This window comes from Mycolicibacterium celeriflavum, from assembly GCF_010731795.1.
Taxonomy (GTDB): Bacteria; Actinomycetota; Actinomycetes; order Mycobacteriales; family Mycobacteriaceae; genus Mycobacterium; species Mycobacterium celeriflavum.
This window is the reverse complement of the sequence record NZ_AP022591.1, coordinates 275056-294452: the sequence shown is the minus strand read 5'-3', so window position 1 is coordinate 294452 and position 19397 is coordinate 275056. Positions and strand designations below refer to the sequence as shown.

General features: G+C 67.9%; 19 protein-coding genes. 5 read left to right on the top strand and 14 right to left on the bottom strand.

The window, feature by feature from the left end:
* Nucleotides 1–32: 32 nt before the first annotated feature.
* Together dnaG and G6N18_RS01285 are read right to left on the bottom strand one after the other, a co-directional pair.
* Nucleotides 33–1964: a DNA primase gene (gene dnaG, locus G6N18_RS01290; RefSeq protein ID WP_083001219.1), complete on the bottom strand. Its 1932-nt coding sequence runs from the start codon at nucleotides 1962–1964 to the stop codon at nucleotides 33–35.
* Nucleotides 1965–2004: 40 nt separating this feature from the next.
* Nucleotides 2005–3261: a deoxyguanosinetriphosphate triphosphohydrolase gene (locus G6N18_RS01285; protein WP_083001387.1), complete on the bottom strand. Its 1257-nt coding sequence runs from the start codon at nucleotides 3259–3261 to the stop codon at nucleotides 2005–2007.
* A gap of 59 nt (nucleotides 3262–3320) precedes the next feature.
* On the opposite strand from G6N18_RS01285, the gene G6N18_RS01280 reads away from it, so the two are divergent.
* On the top strand, nucleotides 3321–5336 hold the full coding sequence (locus G6N18_RS01280) for a TPM domain-containing protein (protein WP_083001220.1): 2016 nt from the start codon (nucleotides 3321–3323) through the stop codon (nucleotides 5334–5336).
* 177 nt (nucleotides 5337–5513) lie between these two features.
* Here G6N18_RS01280 and G6N18_RS01275 read toward each other — a convergent pair whose 3' ends face one another.
* Entirely contained in the window at nucleotides 5514–6923 is a 1410-nt protein-coding gene (locus G6N18_RS01275) for a glycine--tRNA ligase (RefSeq protein WP_083001222.1), read from the bottom strand.
* An 81-nt stretch (nucleotides 6924–7004) separates the two neighbouring features.
* Between G6N18_RS01275 and G6N18_RS01270 the strand changes: the two genes are divergently transcribed.
* Both G6N18_RS01270 and G6N18_RS01265 read left to right on the top strand, forming a co-directional pair.
* A complete protein-coding gene (locus tag G6N18_RS01270; protein ID WP_083001224.1) occupies nucleotides 7005–7370 on the top strand; it encodes an ArsR/SmtB family transcription factor in 366 nt (121 codons plus the stop codon).
* A gap of 10 nt (nucleotides 7371–7380) precedes the next feature.
* Nucleotides 7381–7788, top strand: coding sequence for a Fur family transcriptional regulator (locus tag G6N18_RS01265; protein ID WP_083001226.1), 408 nt, complete (start codon nucleotides 7381–7383; stop codon nucleotides 7786–7788).
* Here G6N18_RS01265 and G6N18_RS01260 read toward each other — a convergent pair.
* Genes G6N18_RS01260 through recO form a run of 3 tightly spaced genes read right to left on the bottom strand, consistent with a single transcriptional unit; the run spans nucleotide 7777 to nucleotide 9938 of the window.
* Nucleotides 7777–8202 carry a hypothetical protein gene (locus G6N18_RS01260; protein WP_083001228.1) on the bottom strand — a complete coding sequence of 142 codons (426 nt, stop codon included), beginning with the start codon at nucleotides 8200–8202 and terminating at the stop codon, nucleotides 7777–7779. The genes G6N18_RS01265 and G6N18_RS01260 overlap by 12 nt on opposite strands.
* A 22-nt stretch (nucleotides 8203–8224) precedes the next feature.
* On the bottom strand, nucleotides 8225–9124 hold the full coding sequence (locus tag G6N18_RS01255) for a decaprenyl diphosphate synthase (protein WP_083001230.1): 900 nt from the start codon (nucleotides 9122–9124) through the stop codon (nucleotides 8225–8227).
* Nucleotides 9057–9938, bottom strand: a complete 882-nt coding sequence (gene recO, locus G6N18_RS01250) for a DNA repair protein RecO (RefSeq protein ID WP_083001232.1) — start codon at nucleotides 9936–9938, stop codon at nucleotides 9057–9059. The genes G6N18_RS01255 and recO overlap by 68 nt, the downstream gene beginning before the upstream one ends.
* A 63-nt stretch (nucleotides 9939–10001) precedes the next feature.
* On the opposite strand from recO, the gene G6N18_RS01245 reads away from it, so the two are divergent.
* A complete protein-coding gene (locus G6N18_RS01245) occupies nucleotides 10002–11519 on the top strand; it encodes an amidase (protein ID WP_083001234.1) in 1518 nt (505 codons plus the stop codon).
* Between the two features lie 11 nt (nucleotides 11520–11530).
* Nucleotides 11531–12091 (top strand): CAP domain-containing protein, encoded by a 561-nt coding sequence (locus G6N18_RS01240; protein WP_067225769.1) that lies wholly within the window; start codon nucleotides 11531–11533, stop codon nucleotides 12089–12091.
* Here the strand turns inward: G6N18_RS01240 and era are convergent.
* The 8 genes from era to hrcA form a co-directional block, all read right to left on the bottom strand.
* Nucleotides 12088–12990, bottom strand: a complete 903-nt coding sequence (era, locus tag G6N18_RS01235; RefSeq protein WP_067225771.1) for a GTPase Era — start codon at nucleotides 12988–12990, stop codon at nucleotides 12088–12090. The two genes, G6N18_RS01240 and era, sit on opposite strands and share 4 nt — an antisense overlap.
* 67 nt (nucleotides 12991–13057) lie before the next feature.
* The gene (locus tag G6N18_RS01230; protein ID WP_067225773.1) at nucleotides 13058–13378 is read right to left on the bottom strand and encodes a cytidine deaminase-like protein; all 321 of its coding nucleotides are present in this window, start codon (nucleotides 13376–13378) and stop codon (nucleotides 13058–13060) included.
* Complete coding sequence (locus tag G6N18_RS01225; protein WP_067225775.1) at nucleotides 13371–14663, bottom strand: hemolysin family protein; 1293 nt, start codon at nucleotides 14661–14663, stop codon at nucleotides 13371–13373. The genes G6N18_RS01230 and G6N18_RS01225 overlap by 8 nt, the downstream gene beginning before the upstream one ends.
* The gene (gene ybeY, locus G6N18_RS01220; RefSeq protein WP_067225777.1) at nucleotides 14660–15196 is read right to left on the bottom strand and encodes an rRNA maturation RNase YbeY; all 537 of its coding nucleotides are present in this window, start codon (nucleotides 15194–15196) and stop codon (nucleotides 14660–14662) included. The genes G6N18_RS01225 and ybeY overlap by 4 nt, the downstream gene beginning before the upstream one ends.
* Nucleotides 15197–15205: 9 nt before the next feature.
* Nucleotides 15206–16258, bottom strand: a complete 1053-nt coding sequence (locus G6N18_RS01215) for a PhoH family protein (protein WP_067225779.1) — start codon at nucleotides 16256–16258, stop codon at nucleotides 15206–15208.
* A gap of 86 nt (nucleotides 16259–16344) precedes the next feature.
* A complete protein-coding gene (locus G6N18_RS01210; RefSeq protein WP_083001236.1) occupies nucleotides 16345–17085 on the bottom strand; it encodes a 16S rRNA (uracil(1498)-N(3))-methyltransferase in 741 nt (246 codons plus the stop codon).
* 11 nt (nucleotides 17086–17096) lie between these two features.
* Entirely contained in the window at nucleotides 17097–18242 is a 1146-nt protein-coding gene (dnaJ, locus tag G6N18_RS01205) for a molecular chaperone DnaJ (RefSeq protein ID WP_067225784.1), read from the bottom strand.
* Between the two features lie 39 nt (nucleotides 18243–18281).
* Complete coding sequence (gene hrcA, locus G6N18_RS01200) at nucleotides 18282–19313, bottom strand: heat-inducible transcriptional repressor HrcA (RefSeq protein WP_083001237.1); 1032 nt, start codon at nucleotides 19311–19313, stop codon at nucleotides 18282–18284.
* Nucleotides 19314–19397 lie beyond the last annotated feature (84 nt).

The window sequence follows — 19397 nt, the reverse complement described above, 5'->3', positions numbered from 1 at the left end:
ATAGCGCGCTCACCCTATCGCGTTACCGAGTGCTACGCAGAGATGTCGTCGCCGCTCGCCTGTTCCAGCAGGCTGCGGCGGTAAGCCTCCATCGCGACCAGGTCTCCGAACAGCGCGTGATACTCGTCGCCCTGCTCAACCGGCGACATGCGCTGCAGCTTGGACTTGACCTCGGCGATCTGGCGGCCCACCCACACTTCCTGCAGCCGGGCCAGGACGCCGCCGATGTAGCGCGGCAACCGCTCGTCGTCGACGACGTTGATGGCCTCCACCCCGAGTTCGTTGACCAGGTTCGCCGCCACGGGCGTCGCGACCTTGGAGCGGACCATCTCGATCCATTCCGCGCCGGACCGGCCTGCCGACGTCCCGCCCGCGTCCTCGATGGCCGACCGCACAGCGGCATAACCCGGATGTGTGAAGCTCTCGACGGTCAGCGAGTCGAATACCGGGCCCGCCAACGCCGGATACTGCAGCGCGGATTTGAGCGCTTCGCGCTGCGGCCACAGCGTCGGATCGGCCGGATCGGGCCGCGGCCCCGCTTCCGGGGTGCGAGGTCTGCGAGGCTGCGCCTGCTCGGTGACGCCGCGCCGTCGTCCGCCGCGTTCTGGCAGCCCGCGCTTCTGGGCCTCCTCGCGAACCCGCGTCAACACCTGCGTGTCGTCGGCCCAGCCGACCCAGCCCGACAGCCGGCGGGCGTACTCGTCGCGCAGCATCGGCTCCTTGATGCGCGCGACCATCGGTACACACCGGCGTAGCGCCGACACCCGGCCCTCTGCGCTATCGAGATCGTGCTCGGCCAGTGCGGTGCGAATCGCGAACTCGAACAACGGAGTTCGTCGCGCCACCAGATCGCGGAGCGCACCTTCGCCGAAATGAAGCCGGATGTCACACGGATCCATCCCGGCCAATTCATCTTCCGAGGCCACCGCCACGAACGACTGGCCGGCCAGGTTCTGTTCACCCTCGAACGCCTTGATCGCCGCCGCGCGGCCCGCGGCGTCCCCATCGAAGACGTAGATCAGCTCACCGCGAAAGAAGTTGTCGTCCATCATCAGTCGCCGCAGCATCGACAGGTGCTCGTCGCCGAACGCGGTTCCGCAGGACGCGACCGCCGTCGTCACCCCGGACAGGTGCATGGCCATCACGTCGGTGTAGCCCTCGACCACCACGGCCTGATGCCCTTTGGCGATGTCGCGCTTGGCCAGGTCCAGGCCGAACAGCACCGAGGACTTCTTGTACAGCACGGTTTCGGGGGTGTTGACGTACTTGGCTTCCATCGGGTCGTCGTCGAAGATGCGGCGCGCACCGAAACCGATCACCTCGCCGCCGCTGGCCCTGATCGGCCACAGCAGCCTGCGGTGGAAACGGTCCATCGGCCCGCGCTTGCCTTCGCGGGACAGGCCGGCCGCCTCCAGCTCCTTGAATTCGAAACCCTTGCGCAGCAGGTGCTTTGTCAGCGTGTCCCAACCCGACGGAGCGAAACCGCAGCCGAAGCGCTTGGCCGCCTCGGCGTCGAAGTTGCGCTCGATCAGGTATTGGCGGGCCAGCGCGGCCTCATCGGACTCCAGCGCTGTCGCGTAGAACTCCTGCGCAGCCGCGTTGGCGGCCAGCAACCGGCTGCGGCTGCCACGGTCGCGCTGCACGTTCGTGGTCGACGCGCCGGTGTAGGTGATCGTGTAGCCGACGCGGTCGGCGAGCAGTTCGACCGATTCGACGAAGCTGACGTGCTCGATCTTCTGGACGAAGGCGTAGACGTCGCCACCCTCACCGCAGCCGAAACAGTGGAAGTGGCCGTGATTGGGCCGCACGTGAAACGACGGCGACTTCTCGTCGTGGAACGGACACAGCCCCTTCATCGAGTCCGCGCCGGCCCGCCGAAGCTGCACGTAATCGCCGACGACGTCCTCGATGCGAACCTGGTCACGAATGGCCGCGATGTCGCGATCAGGAATGCGGCCGGCCACCGGGCCAGTCTAGAGCGCCCGGGGTCGGGCGCGATCACGCTTAGGCCGGTTCCAACCGCTCCAAACGACCTTCGGTGAACGACGCCACCTGGTCGATGACCACCCGCAGCCGCGCACCGTCGTCGCCGGCGGCGTTGAACGCCGGAACGAAGATCGGATCGAGCGTCGCCGGTGCGCCCGCGGCCAGCCACGCCACCACCCGGTGAACGCGCTCGCGCTGCCGTGCCTGCAGATCCAGATGCCGAGGGTCGGACATGATGAACTGCAGCGCCAGGATCTTGAGCACCGCGACTTCAGCCCGGAGCAGTTCCGGAACGCGCAGATCGGCCCGGTAGCGGACCACCGGACCCGGTCCGGATTCCTCGCGGGTGGCCGCGATGGCGGCGGAAGCGAACCGGCCGACCAATTCGCTGGTCAACCGTTTGAGCGCGACGGATGCCGCCAGGGTTCCGTCGTACTTGCCGACCGCCGCCACGACCGGCAGGTTGGACAGCCGCGCCGCCGCGGCGACCAGATCGTCGGACCGCAGCCCGGCGCCCATCCCGCTCGCCTCCCCCAGCCGGCCCAACTCGGCGGCCGCGTCGCCGTCGGCCAGCACTCGCATGTCGATGCGACCGGACACCACACCGTCCTCGACATCGTGCACGGAATAGGCGACGTCGTCGGCCCAGTCCATCACCTGGGCCTCCAGGCAGGGTTTGTCTGCGGGTGCACCGGTGCGAACCCACTCGGCGGCGGGCACGTCGTCCTCGTAGAAACCGAACTTGGCCGACCGCGCGCCACGCCGCCACGGGTACTTGGTGACGGCATCCAGAGCGGCGCGAGTGAGGTTCAGGCCCGCGCTTTCACCGTCGGCGGCAACGACTTTCGGCTCAAGACGGGTGAGGATGCGAAAGTTCTGCGCATTGCCCTCGAAGCCGCCGCAGTCCGCGGCGATCTCGTTCAGTGCGCGCTCGCCGTTGTGCCCGTAGGGCGGATGCCCGATGTCGTGTGCCAACCCGGCGAGGTCGACGAGGTCGGGGTCGCAGCCCAATCCGATCGCCATCCCGCGCCCGATCTGGGCGACTTCCAGCGAGTGGGTCAGCCGCGTGCGCGGCGTCTCGCCCTGGCGCGGCCCGACCACCTGCGTCTTGTCGGCCAGCCGGCGCAGCGCCGCGCAGTGCAGCACCCGGGCCCTGTCCCGCGCGAAATCGGTCCGGTGCTGATTGTCGGTGCCCGGCAGCGCGGCACCCTTCGGTGGCTCGACCGCCCGTCGCTCGCGGTCGAACTCGTCGTAGGTATCCCCGTGCGCTGTCACCGACGAATAGTCTGCCAGCACCAACCGCGCGGACCGTGCCGCACATTAGATTGACGAGCATGCGCCTCGTCCGCTTGCTGACCCTCGTGCTCGCCACGGTCGCCGCCGCTGCGCTTGTCGCGCCGACGGCCTCGGCTGAGCCTCCGTTCCGACTTCCGGGGTACGTCACCGACAACGCGGGCGTGCTGAACGCTGCCGGCCGTGCACAGGTGACCTCGGCGATCGACGAGCTGTACGCGAGCAGCAAGACCCGGTTGTGGGTCGTCTACGTCGAGTCGTTCTCCGGCCAGTCCGCGCAGACTTGGGCGCGTAACGCGATGCGGGTGAGTGACCTGGGTGATTTCGACGCGCTGCTCGCCGTCTCGACAGTCGATCGTGGGTATGCCTTCATGGTGCCCGACAGCGCCACCGAACTGAGTTCCAGCCGGGTGCAAAGCCTGCGGCGCAACGACATCGAACCCGCACTGCGGCAGGGTGATTGGGCCGGCGCGGCGGTGGCGGCGGCCGAAGGTCTCGCTCAGTCCGCTGATGCGGATTCGAAGCTCAGCTGGTTCGGGTTACTGGTGGCGCTGGGGGTGATCGCGCTTGCGGTGGTGTTGTTGATGTTCTGGAGACGACGGCGGCGGCGCAAGCGTCGGGAGGCCGAGTTCGCCGCGGCACGCCGGGTGGATCCGACCGATCCCCATGCGCTGGCGTCGGTGTCGCTGGATGCCCTCGATGACCTGTCGCGCACGATGGTGGTCGAAGTCGACAACGCCGTACGCACCAGCGACCACGAATTACAGCTGGCTATAGAGGAATTCGGCACCGAGCGCACGGAGCCGTTCACGCGTGCGGTCAACAACGCGAAGACGACGCTCGCCCAGGCGTTCAACGTCCGGCAGATCCTCGACGACGCGATTCCGGAGACTCCGGCGCAGCGCCGCGACCTGTTGACTCGTGTGGTGGTGGCCGCTGCCAAGGCCGATCGGGAGCTGGACGCGCAGCGGGACGCGTTCGAAGACCTGCGGAATCTGGTGATCAACGCGCCGTCGCGACTGGACGCGTTGACCCAGCAGGTGGTTGGCATCACGGCCCGGCTAGGTCCCTCGCAGCAGAAGCTCGAGCAACTGCACGACGAATTCGATGCGACGGCGCTGAGCTCAGTGGCCGGCAACGTGGACGCGGCCAAGGAACTGCTGACCTTCGCCGACCAGAACATCGGCCGCGGGCGCGATCTCGCCGAGCGGCCGGTGGCGGGGCGCCAGACCGAACTCGTCGAATGTGTCCGTGCGGCCGAGGCCGCCTTGGCCCAGGCGCAAGGGCTGCTGGACGCGGTGGATAGCGCCGCCAGTGACATCCGCCGGGCGGCCGCCACTCTGCCGGCCGCGATCGAAGACATTCAGAACGGCATCAAGCAGGCCGCTGCGCTGCTCCAGCAGGGCAACGTGCCGCACGCCGCTCAGCTGGCCGAGGCCCGCGACGCGGCGGCGACCGCGGTGGCGGCCGCGCAGCGCTCGAATTCGGCTGACCCGCTGGGCTCCTTCACCGAATTGACGAAGGCCGACGCGGATCTGGACCGGCTGCTGGCCGCGGTCGAACAGGAACGGGAGGCGGCCGAGCGACTCAACCGGGCGCTGGACGAGGCGCTGTTCACTGCCCGATCGCGGGTTCGATCGGTGTCGGATTTCATCGACACCCGCCGCGGCATCGTCGGACCGGAGGCCCGCACCCGACTGGCCGAGGCCGTCCGGCAGATCGGCGCGGCCGAGGAGAAGAGGTCGACGGATCCGGCGGGGGCCATCGCACACGCCAACGGCGCGGCGATGCTGGCGTCGCAGGCTCAATCCCTCGCCAACGCAGATATGCAGAACGCACGACACTCGTATATGGGTGGTCCATACGGCGGCGGGGGCGGTGGGGGCAACATGGGCGCGATCATCGGCGGCATCTTGATCGGCAACATCCTCAGCGGGGGAATGCGCGGTGGTTTCGGCGGCGGCTTCGGCGGTGGTTTCGGCGACGGCGGATTCAGTCCCGGTTCGTTCGGCGGCTCCGGCGGGGGCGAAATGTTCGGCGGCGGCGGCCGGTTTTGACCCGCCCCGGTTTGCGCGAGCGGGCGTGTTTGCACACGCCACGCCGCGCAATGTCAGCGGCTGCGCACGCTCGTGACGGGGTGAGCGTGCGCAGGATGCCGCAAAACAGCGGCGTGTCGTGGACAAACACGCCCGCTCGCGCCGAAGGCTGAAGGCGAAGGCCAAAGGCCGAAGGGGTCAGCAGCCCTTGAGGCGAACGGCGAGGTAGTCGGTGACATTGTCGAGCGCGACGCGGTCCTGTGTCATCGCGTCGCGCTCGCGGATCGTCACTGCCTGGTCCTCGAGCGAGTCGAAATCGACCGTCACGCAGAACGGGGTGCCGATCTCATCCTGGCGGCGGTAGCGGCGGCCGATCGCTCCGGCGTCGTCGAACTCGACGTTCCAGTGCTTACGCAGTTCGGCGGCGAGGTCGCGCGCCTTGGGCGACAGCGCCTCATTGCGCGACAGCGGCAGCACCGCCGCCTTGACCGGCGCGAGCCGCGGATCCAGCCGTAGCACGGTGCGCTTGTCGACGCCGCCCTTGGCGTTGGGCGCCTCGTCCTCGGCGTACGCGTCGACGAGAAACGCCATGAACGACCGCGTCAACCCGGCTGCCGGCTCGATCACATACGGAACGTAGCGCGTGTCGTTGGCCTGGTCGTAGTACGACAGGTCGACGCCGGAATGCTTTGCGTGCGTGGACAAATCGAAGTCGGTGCGGTTCGCGACGCCCTCCAGTTCACCCCACGGGTTGCCGACGAAGCCGAATTTGTACTCGATGTCGACCGTGCGGTCGGAGTAGTGCGACAGCTTATCTTTCGGGTGCTCGTAGAGCCGCAGGTTGTCCCGGTCGATGCCGAGTTCGACGTACCACTGCAGCCGCTCGTCGATCCAGTATTGGTGCCACTCACGGGCGGTCGACGGCTCGACGAAGAATTCCATCTCCATCTGCTCGAACTCGCGGGTCCGGAAGATGAAGTTGCCCGGGGTGATTTCGTTGCGGAAGCTCTTACCGGTCTGGGCGATCCCGAACGGTGGCTTCTTACGTTGTGTGGTAACGACATTGGCGAAGTTGACGAAGATGCCCTGCGCGGTCTCCGGCCGCAGATAGTGCAACCCTTCCTCGGTCTCGATCGGTCCGAGGTAGGTCTTGAGCATCATGTTGAAGTCGCGCGGCTCGGTCCACTGACCCTTGGTCCCGCAGTCCGGGCAGGTGATGTCGCTCATCGACACGGAGTCCGGATCGACCGTGACGCCGTCCTTCTTCGCCTGCTTCTCTGCGTACGCCTCCTGCATGTGGTCCTGCCGGTGGCGCTTGTGGCAGTTGAGGCACTCGACCAGCGGATCGTTGAACACCTCGACGTGTCCCGACGCAACCCAGACCTCGCGCGGCAGGATGATCGACGAGTCGAGGCCGACGACGTCGTCGCGGCTGGTGACCACCGAGCGCCACCACTGACGCTTGATGTTCTCCTTCAGTTCCACTCCAAGCGGGCCGTAATCCCATGCCGACTTGGTGCCGCCGTAGATCTCCCCCGATTGGTAGACCAGGCCGCGCCGCTTGGCCAGGTTCGCGACGGTGTCGATGATCGAGGAAGAGTGAGCCACGACTGCACAGCCTAGCGAGCGTCGGGAAGCCCGTTCTCCGGCGTTGACATGCATCGAAGCGCATGTATTGTTGCGATCATAATGAAAATCGTTTCCACTTTGGCTGACGGACACGAGGGCGCCCACGAACACAGCGGCGCACCGTTTCCCGACCTACCACCACGCGATGTGCTCGACACCTCCGGCGACCTGCTGCGGGCACTGGCCGCGCCGGTGCGGATCGCGATCGTGCTGCAACTGCGGGAGTCGGCGCGCTGCGTGCACGAACTCGTCGACGCGCTGGCGGTACCTCAACCGCTGGTCAGCCAGCACCTGCGGATCCTCAAGGCCGCTGGCGTGGTGGCCGGCGAACGGTCCGGACGCGAGGTGATGTACCGCCTCGTCGATCACCACCTCGCCGAGATCGTCGTCGCGGCGGTGACGCACGCGGCCGAGGCCGGTCAGTGAGCACGCACCCATGAGCATGGGAGTGCGTTCCACCCGCCAGCGGGCGGCCATCGCGGCGCTGCTGGAGAACCTCGACGACTTTCGCTCCGCCCAGGAGCTGCACGACGAGTTGCGGCGCCGCGGTGAAGGCATCGGGCTGACCACGGTCTACCGCACCCTGCAGCAGATGGCGGCCGCCGGGGTCGTCGACACGTTGCGCACCGACACCGGCGAGTCGGTGTACCGGCGCTGCTCGGAGGACCACCATCACCACCTGGTGTGCCGAGTTTGCGGTTCGACAGTGGAGATCCAGGGCGGCGACGTCGAAACGTGGGCCGCTGACGTCGCTCATGAGCACGGCTTCTCCGATGTCAGCCACACGATCGAGATTTTCGGCGTCTGCGCCGATTGCGCGGCGAGAAACGGTTCAGCCGACTAACGCGCGACGCACCTCGGAACCCGTGGCCAGCACCATGAGGATCAGCGTGCGCAGCGCGTCGTCGGTCAACCCGGCGGCGGGAAAGTTGTAGCGCAGCAGCACATCCGCGGCCTTCTTGGAGTTGCGCTTGGCCCCCGCGGCGACCTCCTTGGGGACGCTCTTGGCCGCCAGCGACACCGTGCCCAGCAGCGTGTTGTGGGCATGCTCGGCGACCTTGGCCCGCAGCTTGGCGTCCAACGGCAGGTCCCAGGCCAGGATCTGGGTGAGCGACACCAGCTCGAGTCCTTCGGCGACCGGAACCGTGCGCAGCGACGCGAACGTCTCGTCGTGATGGACGGTCACCGCGCCGTCGTCCTCGCGCGTGACGGGCAGCACCCCCTCGAGGATCTCGCCGAGCCGATCTTGCAGCGCCATCACGCCCTGCCGCTCAGGTACATCATTCGGCTCTGCCGAAGCGTCGGTTGCGGTTGACGTACTCCTCGCAGGCGGCCCACAGATCGCGGCGGTCGTAGTCCGGCCACAGCTTGTCCTGGAACACGAATTCGGCGTATGCCGCCTGCCACAGCAGGAAGTTGCTGGCCCGCTGCTCCCCCGAGGTCCGGATGAACAGGTCGACGTCGGGGATATCGGAGCGGTGCAGATGCTTGGCGAAAGTGGCCTCGCTGATGCGGTTCGGCTTGATCTTGCCGTCCGCCGCCAGCTGCGCGAGCTCGCGCGTCGCCTCGACGATCTCGGTGCGGCCGCCGTAGTTGACGCAGTAGTTGATCGTGATGACGTCGTTGCCGACGGTCATCTGCTCGGCGATGTCGAACTCCTTGATCACGCTGCGCCACATCCGGGGTCGCGAACCGACCCAGCGCATCCGCACGCCCATGTCGTTGAGGTTCTCCCTGCGCCGACGCACCACTTCGCGGTTGAACCCCATCAGGAAGCGCACCTCCTCGGTGCTGCGGTTCCAATTCTCGGTGGAGAAGGCATACACCGTCAGGTGCTTGATGCCGATTTCGATTGCGCCGCAAGTGATGTCGATGAGCACGGCCTCGCCCATCTTGTGGCCCTCGGTGCGGTGCAGGCCACGCTGGGTGGCCCAGCGCCCGTTGCCGTCCATGACGACGGCGACGTGGCGGGGCACCTGGTCGGCCGGGATCCGAGGTGCGGCCTCCTTGGAAGTGTGCTGAGGCGGGCGGGCGAACCGGCCGTTGGTGCCTGCCGGTATCTCGGGGAAGACGACGGGCCACGTCGACTTGTCGGGGAACGTCGGGTAGTCGTCAGGCGCCGGGGGCAGCTGTGGGTAGGTTGCCGGGGCCTTCCTCCGCCCAGCCCGTTCGCTTGCCATGGGGCACATCCTGCCCGACCAGCGACACATGCTGATCGACCACCACCGCGGTGCGATGATCGGCGAGGGTCCTATCAACCCGGTACACCCGTTCGACCAGCGGCAACGTCCGTAGCTGGCGCTCCAGATGCCACTGCAGATGCGCGGCGACCAGCCCGCTGGCCTGGCTGCGGTGCGACGACGTCGACGTCTCGGCGTGCTCCCAGTCCCCGTCGTGCAGCGCAGCCATCAAGTCCAGTACGCCCTGGGGCGGTGTCACCGACCCCGACGGCCGGCAGTGCACGCACACGCTGCCCCCCGCCGCCACGTGGAAGGCCCGGTGTGGACCCGGCGCAGCACACCGGGCGCATTCGGTCAACGCCGGGGCCCACCCCGCGATCCCCATGGCCCGCAACAAGTAGGCGTCCAGCACCAGCTCACGGGGACGGCCGCCGTCGGCCACCGCCCGCAACGCGGCCACCGTGAGTCGGTGCAGCGCAGGCGTCGGGGCGCGTTCCTCACCGGCCAGGCGTTCGGCTGTCTCCAGCACCGCGCATGCGCAGGTGTAGCGGCCGTAGTCGCTGACGATGTCGGAGGCGAACGCGTCGATGGCCTGCACCTGGGTGACGATGTCGAGATTCCGGCCGGGATGCAGCTGAACGTCGATGTGCGCGAACGGCTCCAGCCTGGCGCCGAACTTGCTGCGGGTGCGCCGCACCCCCTTGGCCACCGCCCGTACCAACCCGTGCTCGCGGGTCAGAAGTGTCACGATCCGGTCGGCCTCGCCGAGCTTGTGCTGGCGAACCACCACCGCCCGGTCCCGATACAGCCGCATCGGTTCAGTCTCCCACCACCATCCGTCAGATTCCGATTCGCACCGCCGATATCCTCTTAAGCGATGGTCAACAACGCGCGATTCCCCACTCTGACTCAACAGCTTTTCCAGCTCGCGAGCGGCTCCGTCACGTCGGTGGAACTGGTCCAGCGCTCGCTCGACGCCATCACGGCCAGCCAGCCGACGCTCAACGCGTTCCGCGTGGTGTTCACCGAACGGGCGCTGGCCGATGCCGCTCGTGCGGACCGCAAACGTGCCGCGGGCCAGGATCTTTCGAAACATCCGCTCTTGGGCATCCCGATCGCGGTCAAAGACGACGTCGATGTCGCCGGGGTGCCGACCCGATTCGGCGCCGACGGTGCCGTCCGGCCCGCCGCGAAAGACGCCGAGGTGGTGCGGCGGTTGCGATCGGCGGGCGCCGTCATCGTCGGCAAGACCAACACCTGCGAACTGGGTCAGTGGCCGTTCACCAGCGGGCCGGCGTTCGGACACACACGCAACCCGTGGTCACGCGAGCACACTCCCGGTGGATCGTCGGGCGGTAGCGCCGCGGCGGTGGCGGCGGGGCTGGTGACCGCCGCGATCGGTTCCGACGGCGCGGGCAGCGTGCGCATCCCCGCGGCGTGGACGCATCTGGTCGGCATCAAACCTCAGCGCGGCCGCATCTCGACGTGGCCGCTGCCGGAGGCGTTCAACGGCATCACTGTCAACGGCGTGCTGGCCCGCACCGTCACCGACGCCGCACTGGTGCTCGACGCCGCGTCCGGAAACGCCGCGGGCGATCGCCATCAGCCACCGCCGGTGAACGTTTCGGAGTGCGTCGCGCAGGCACCCGGCCCGCTGCGCATCGCGATGTCGACGAAGTTTCCGTTCACGGTGTTCCGGGCCACGCTGCATCCGGAGATCCGCGCGGCGATGGACGTCGTCGCCGAACAACTCCAACAACTCGGGCACACCATCGTCGCCGCGGACCCCGAGTACACGCTCGGCATGTCGTGGAACTTCCTGTCCAGGTCGACGTCGGGGCTGCTGGACTGGGCGGACCGACTCGGCCATGACGTCACGCTCGACAAGCGGACCAAGGCCAACATGCGCATGGGCCGGTTGCTCTCCGAGCACGTGTTGCGCAAGGCCCGGGCCCGTGAAGCCCACGCGCACCGCCGGATCGGCTACCTCTTCAACATCACCGACGTGGTGTTGGCGCCGACCACCGCGCAGCCCCCGCCCAAGGTGCACGAGTTCGACCACCTCGGTGGGCTGTCGACCGACCGCACGATGATCAAGGCCTGCCCGGTCACCTGGCCGTGGAATCTGCTGGGCTGGCCGTCGATCAACGTGCCCGCCGGCTTCACCAGCGACGGCTTGCCCATCGGCGTGCAGTTGATGGGACCGGCGAACAGCGAGCCGCTGCTGATCTCGCTGGCCGCGGAGTTGGAGGCGATCAACGGCTGGGCGATGAAGCAGCCGCAACCCTGGTGGCTTCCCGAACCGGCGCCCGATCCTGAGTCGGCGGCGTCCGATGTGCCCATAACGGGTCCCGACCGGCCAGAACACGAGGCCGTCTCCGACGAGGTCGCGTAAAGTCTCTCGGAATGAGAGCACTGCGCTTTACCCATGCGGTTCCGGTGCTGGCCCTGCTGGGCGGCCTGCTCGGTGGCACTGTCGCGGGCGCTCCAGGAGCTGCCGCCGACAACAAGCGGCTCAACGACGGCGTGGTGGCCAACGTCTACACCGTGCAACGTCAGGCCGGCTGCGACACCGACATCAAGATCAACCCGAAGCTGCGCCTGGCCGCCGAGTGGCACACCAACGACGTGCTGAACAACCGGGCGCTGAACGGCGACATCGGCTCGGACGGATCGACCGTCGCCGACCGTGCCCGCAAGGCGGGTTACGCCGGCGGCGTCGCCGAAACGGTGGCGATCAACCCGGCGTTGGCGATCAGCGGCATCGAGTTGATCAACCAGTGGTACCACCGGCCGGACTACCACGCGATCATGGCCGACTGCTCCAATGTCGACATCGGGGTGTGGTCGGCCAACGCCATCGACCGCACGGTGGTGGTGGCGGTATACGGCAAGGGTGATGTGGCGCCGCCGGCGCACGGGCCGGGCCGGCCGTTCGGCGAGCCGGGCTCGGGCGCCCAAAGCTAAAAACCCAAGCGGCCCAGTTGTTTCGGGTCGCGCTGCCAGTTCTTGGCGACCTTGACCCGCAGATCGAGGAACACCTTGGTGCCCAGCAGCTTCTCGATCTGCGTGCGGGCCGCGGTGCCGACCTCCCGCAGCCGGGCGCCGCCCTTGCCGATCACGATGCCCTTCTGGCTGTCGCGTTCGACGTAGAGGATCGCGTGCACGTCAATCAGGTCGTCCCGGTCCTCCCGAGGCGTGACCTCCTCGATGACGACGGCCAGCGAGTGCGGCAACTCGTCACGCACACCCTCGAGCGCCGCCTCGCGGATCAGCTCGGCCATCAGGGTTTCTTCGGGCTCGTCGGTGAGTTCCCCGTCGGGGTAGAACGCCGGCCCGGGTGGCAGCTTGGCGGCCAGCACATCGACGAGCACGTCGAGGTTGTCCCCGGCGGTCGCCGACACCGGAACGATCTCCGCGTCCGGGCCGACCAGTTCGCTGACCGCGACCAGTTGTGCGGCGATGCGGTCCTTGGGCACCTTGTCGATCTTGGTGACGACGGCGACCAGCGTGGTCTTGGGTGCGACGGCGCGGATCTGGTCGTGGATCCACCGGTCCCCCGGCCCGATCTTCTCGTCGGCCGGGATGCACCACCCGATGATGTCGACCTCGGAATAGGTGTCCTTCACCAGATCGTTGAGCCGCTGCCCCAGTAGGGTGCGCGGCCGGTGCAGGCCCGGTGTGTCGACCAGGATGATCTGGAAGTCTTCGCGGTGCACGATCCCGCGGATGGTGTGCCGGGTGGTTTGCGGCCGGTTGGACGTGATTGCCACCTTGGCGCCGACCAGCGCGTTGGTCAGCGTGGACTTGCCGGTGTTCGGGCGCCCGACGAAACAGACGAACCCGGAACGGAATTCGCCGCTCATTTCGCGCCGAGACTGCAGGGAGATCGCGAAATCCGCCAGAAACGCGATCTCTGCGCAGTTTCGACGGTCATGGGATCACCGTGCCGGATCGATCGGTCACGACGATCGCGGCGTCCGCCGACAGTTCGCGGACCGCGGCGACCCCCGCGTCGTCCGCGGATCCGCCGACGAGCACCGCGGCCTCCAGACCGGTTGCGCCGCTGGAGACCGCCGCGGCGACGGCGGCCTGAAGCGCGGTGAGTTGCAAGGCCTTCAACGCCACCGGGGCGCCGGCGTAGGTGCGGCCGTCGACGTCGCGCACGGCCGCGCCGCTGCTCGCCTCGGCGCGGCCCATCGCGCCGCGGGCCAGCGTCACCAGCTTGGCGTCCTCGGCGTCGAGGTCACTCATCGTCGTCTCCTTCAGCAGTCTCGGTGCGGCTGACCAGAACAGTGCCGATGCGCACCCGCCCGCGGTGGTCCGGCCCGCCTTCGGCCTGCAGCCGCAACCCGTCCCACGTCACCTCGGCGCCCGGCAGCGGCACCCGGCCGAGTTCCAGTGCGACGAGGCCGCCGACGGTGTCCACGTCGAGGTCGTCGTCGAACTCGAGGTCGTACAGCTCACCGAGGTCCTCGATCGGCAGCCGGGCCGACACCCGATAGCGGTTGTCGCCCAACTCTTCTACCGGCACCACTTCGCCGGCGTCGTATTCGTCGACGATCTCGCCGACGATCTCTTCGAGCACATCCTCGATGGTGACCAGACCGGCGATCGCGCCGTACTCGTCGACCAGCAGGACCATGTGAACGCGGTCGCGCTGCATCTCCCTCAGCAGCGCGTCCAGCGGCTTGGAGTCCGGTACGAACGCCGCTCGGCGCATGACATCGGAGACCTTGGTGCCACGCCCGCCGTCGGTCGAGTAATACGTCCGCTGGACAAGGTCTTTCAGATACACGACACCGACCACGTCGTCGACGTTCTCGCCAATCACCGGAATGCGCGAGTGGCCGCTGCGCACCGCGAGCGAGGTCGCTTGCCCCGCTGTCTTGTCGCTCTCGATCCACACCATCTCGGTGCGCGGCACCATCACCTCCCGCGCCGGGGTGTCGCCGAGTTCGAACACCGACTGGATCATCCGCCGCTCGTCGTCGGCCACCACACCACGCTGCTGCGCCAGGTCGACGACCTCACGGAGTTCGATCTCGGAGGCGAACGGGCCGTTACGGAACCCGCGGCCCGGTGTCAGCGCATTGCCGAGCAGAACCAGGAGCCGGCTGATCGGTGTCAGCAACACCGAAAGCGCCTGCAGCGGAAGCGCTGCCAGTAACGCGATCGTGTAGGCGTGCTGCCGGCCGAGCGTGCGCGGGCCGACTCCGATCGCGACGAAGCTGACCACGACCATGATCGAGGCGGCCACGAACAAACCCCATGTGACGCCGAGATGCCCGTCGAGGTAGGCGGCGAGCAGCACCGTCGCGCCGACCTCGCATGCGATGCGCAGCAACACGATCAGGTTGATGTACCGCGGGCGTTCGCCCACCACCTTGGCCAGCCGCACCGCACCCGGTCGCTCGTCGCGGACGAGTTCCTCGACGCGCGCCATCGACACGGTGCTCAGCGCCGCGTCGATCGCCGCGAACAGCCCGCCGAAGGCGACGAGCACGATCGCGAAGATCAGCTGTCCGGCACCGGTCACAGTTGGTCGAAGAATCGGGAGTTGTCGAGGAGTCTGCGTTCCTTCTCGGACTGGCGATCCTGGTGGTACGCCTCGACCTGGTCGGCCACCCACTCTTCGAGCAGTTCGCGCTGCAGTGTGAACATCTCTTTTTCCTCGGCGGGCTCGGCGTGGTCGTAGCCCAGCAGGTGCAGCACTCCGTGCACGGTGAGCAGCGCCAGTTCCTGGCCTAGCGAGTGACCGGCCGCGGTGGCCTGCTCGGCGGCGAACTGCGGGCACAGCGCGATGTCGCCCAACATCGCCGGGCCGGGTTCGGGCGCATCGGGGCGTCCCCCGGGTTCCAGCTCGTCCATCGGGAAACTCATCACGTCGGTGGGGCCCGGCAGGTCCATCCACCGCATGTGCAGGTCGGCCATCGCCGCGGTGTCGAGAAGCACCATCGACAGTTCGGCCGCTGGGTTGACCTTCATCTTGCGGATGACGAAGCGGGCGACGCTGATCAGTTCCTCTTCGGAGACGTCGATGCCCGACTCGTTGGACACCTCAATGCTCATGGCTGCCCGTTACCGCCGCGGCCGGCTGCCGGAGGCGCGTCGCTGGGCCCGGTTCAACTGGGCCGGCTCGTCGTGCCTGGCGTATGCGTCGACGATTTCCGACACCAACCGGTGGCGCACGACGTCGGCGCTGGTGAGTTCGGCGAAGTGGATGTCGTCGATACCGTCGAGGATGCGCATCGCCGCGTGCAGACCAGAAGTGGCCCCGCCGGGCAGATCGACCTGCGTGATATCGCCTGTCACAACGATTTTCGAGTTGAATCCGAGCCGTGTCAGGAACATCTTCATCTGCTCGGCGGTGGTGTTCTGGGCCTCGTCGAGGATGATGAACGCGTCCGAGATCGTCCTGCCCCGCATGTACCCGAGGGGCGCGACCTCGATCACCCCGGCGCTCATCAGTTTTGGGATCAGCTCGGGGTCCATCATGTCGTGCAGCGCGTCGTAGAGCGGCCGTAGATACGGGTCGATCTTCTCGCTCAGCGTGCCCGGCAGAAAGCCAAGGCGCTCACCGGCTTCCACGGCGGGACGGGTGAGGATGATGCGCGACACCTGCTTGGACTGTAATGCGTTGACCGCCTTGGCCATTGCAAGATATGTCTTACCGGTGCCGGCCGGCCCGATGCCGAACACGATGGTGTGCGCGTCGATCGCGTCAACGTAACGTTTCTGGTTCAACGTCTTCGGCCGGATCGTCTTGCCGCGCCGCGAAAGGATGTCGAGGGTGAGCACCTCGGCGGGCGACTCGTTGCCGGTGCCGGTGAGCATCGCGACGCTGTGCCGCACGACTTCGGGGGTCAGCGACTGGCCGTTGGCGACGATCTCGATCAGCTCGGAGATCACCCGCTCGGCCAACGCGACGTCGGCGGGTTCACCGGACAGCGTGAGGGCATTGCCGCGCGCGTGGATATCGGCCGAAAGTGCGCGTTCGAGTGCGCGAAGATTCTCGTCGGCGGAACCCAGTAGGCCCACTATGAGGTCGGGCGGAACATTGATGCTGCTGCGTACCGACTCAGAAGACTGAGCAGCCTGCGACGAGTCGGCGGTCGTCTCGCGGGGCGTCAAGAGGGTTCAGTGCCTGCTTTCTTGATTCTTGGCCTGGCCGTTGCTGTGCTGACAGTTTACCGCTGGGCACTGACCCGTCCCAATGGTCAACCACGCCACCGGTCCGTCAGCACCCCCAGCGCACCGAGCGCGACCGTCGCGGCCGTCGACGTGCGCAGGACGGTGGGACCCAAGCGCACCGCCGCCGCCCCCGCGTCGCACAGCGCCGCGACCTCGTCGTCGGTGATCCCGCCTTCCGGTCCGACGACCAGGATCACCGAGTCGGCCGAGGCCAGCGGCACGTCGGTGAGGCGCTGCGTGGCCGATTCATGCAACACCAGCGCGACGGAACCGCCGCCGAGCCCGTCGGCCACCTCGGCTGTCGACATCACGCCGTTGACCGGCGGGATGTGGGCCCGCCGTGACTGCCGGGCGGCCGACCGCGCTACCGCACGCCAGCGGCGCAAACCCTTGTCGACCTTGGCCCCGGATTCCCACCGCGCCACACACCGCGATGCCTGCCATGCCACGAAGGCGTCGGCACCGGCCTCGGTGGCCAGTTCGATGGCCAGTTCCGAGCGGTCGGACTTCGGCAGCGCCTGCACGACGGTGACGGTCGGTGACGGGGGTGGTACGAAACGCCGGTCCAGCACCCGCGCGGTCAACCTGCCCTTGCCGACCTCGTCGACCACGCAGTGCCCCAATGCACCGGCGCCGTCGCTGAGGTCCACCCGCTCGCCGGCCCGGATGCGCCGCACCTTGGCAGCGTGGAAGCCTTCGTCACCGTCGACCGACGTGAGCTCACCGACGGCGGGCAGCGCGTCGACGTAGAACAGTGCGTCGGTCACGGATTGTCGGGTCAGCGGCCGCTGAACGTCTCACGCAGCCGACTGAACAAGCCGCCACCGGTCGAAGCCGCCTGCGTGGAGCGCACTTCGGCGACGTCGCGGGTCCGCTTCTCCTTGAGCTTTCGCAGCAGTTCGATGTCGTCGTTGTCCAGCCGCGACGGCACCACCACGTCGATGTGTGCGTGCAGATCACCGCGCACTCCCGAGCGCAGATGCGGCATGCCGTGTCCACGCAGTGAGACCACCGAACCCGGCTGGGTGCCCGACGGGATGCTGATCTCGGTGGGGCCGTCGAGAATCGCGTCGACGGTGACCGTGGTGCCCAGAGCCGCGTCGACCATCGGCACGGAGATCGTGCAGTGCAGGTCGTCGCTGTCGCGCAGGAAGGTGGGATGCGGCTGCTCGTGCACCTCGACGTACAGGTCGCCTGCGGGGCCGCCGCCGGGGCCGACCTCGCCCTGGGCCGCCAACCGCACCCGCATCCCGTCGCCGACACCGGCCGGAATCTTCACGCTGATCTCCCGGCGGGCGCGCACGCGGCCGTCGCCGCTGCAGCGGTGGCACGGATCCGGGATGACCTCGCCGACGCCGCCACATACCGGGCACGGCCGCGACGTCATGACCTGCCCGAGCAGAGAGCGCTGCACCGTCTGGATCTCGCCACGGCCGCCGCAGGTGTCGCAGGTGACCGGGCTGGATTTGCCGTGGGTGCCCTTGCCGTGACAGAGGTCGCACAGCACCGCGGTGTCGACGGTGACCTGCTTGGTCACGCCGGTCGCGCACTCCTCGAGGTCCAGACGCATCCGCAGCAGCGAATCCGAGCCCGGGCGCACCCGGCCGATCGGGCCACGCGAGGTGGCGCCCCCGCCGAAGAACGCCTCGAACACGTCGCCGAGGCCGCCGAACCCGGCGAACCCGTTGCCGCCCGCGCCGCCCGCCGTTGCCAGCGGATCACCGCCGAGGTCGACGATGCGACGCTTCTCCGGATCGCTGAGCACCTCATAGGCGACGCTGATCTCCTTGAACCGCGCCTGTGCCTGTTCGTCCGGGTTGATGTCGGGATGCAGTTCGCGCGCCAGCTTGCGATAGGCGCGCTTGATCTCCGCATCCGACGCACCCTTGCTCACTCCGAGCAGCCCGTAATAGTCGCGTGCCACGCTGACCTTGCCTGTCTTTCTGGTTAACCGTGCCGGCCGCTACCGGCTGCCTAGGACTTCCCCGATATAGAGAGCAACCGCAGCGACATTAGCGATAGTTCCCGGATAGTCCATTCGGGTGGGGCCCAACACCCCCATGCCGCCGTACACCTTGCCCGAACTACCGTATGCCGTGGTGACCACCGAGGTGCCCGCCATCTCCTCGGCCTCGGTTTCGTGGCCGATGCGCACGGTCACCTTGCCGGCCTCCTGCTGCGCTGCCAGCAACCGCAACACCACCACCTGCTCCTCGAGCGCCTCGAGCACGGACCGCAGCGAGCCGCCGAAGTCGGCGGTGTTGCGGGTGAGGTTGGCGGTGCCGCCCAGCAGCAGGCGCTCCTCGCTGTGCTCGACGAGCGTCTCGACCAGCACGGTCGCCGACCGCCCAACCGCGTCGGCGAGCCCGCCGCGCCCGTTGAGCTGCGACGCCAGATCCGACACCGCGACCGATGCTGCAGCCAGCGGCTTGCCTTCGAGCGCCTGCCCGAGCAGGTCGCGCAGCTTGACCACGTCATGCTCGTCGAGGGCGTCGCCGAGTTCGACGATGCGCTGGTCCACCCGGCCGCTGTCGGTGATCACCACCAGCAGCAGCTTGGCCGGGGTGAGCGCGACCACCTCCAGATGCCGGACCAGCGACGTCGACAGCGTCGGATACTGAACAATCGCGACCTGACGCGTGAGCTGGGCGAGCAGGCGCACCGCGCGGCGCAGCACGTCGTCCAGGTCCACGCCGGATTCCAGGAACGTCAGGATCGCGCGGCGCTCCGGCGACGACAGCGGCTTGACCTCGTCGATCCGGTCGACGAACTCGCGATAGCCCTTCTCGGTGGGAACCCGGCCGGAGCTGGTGTGCGGCTGGGCGATGTAGCCCTCGGCTTCCAGCACCGCCATGTCGTTGCGGACGGTCGCACTCGACACACCGAGGTTGTGCCGCTCCACGAGCGTCTTCGAACCGATCGGCTCCTTGGTGGCCACGAAGTCGGCGACGATCGCACGCAGCACCTCGAACCGGCGGTCGTCGGCGCTACCCATGTCTGATCACCTACCCCTCGAGTCACGTACGCACCCATTTTACGGGCACCAACAGCGCAGACAGCGCCCGAGCACTGTTCGTAT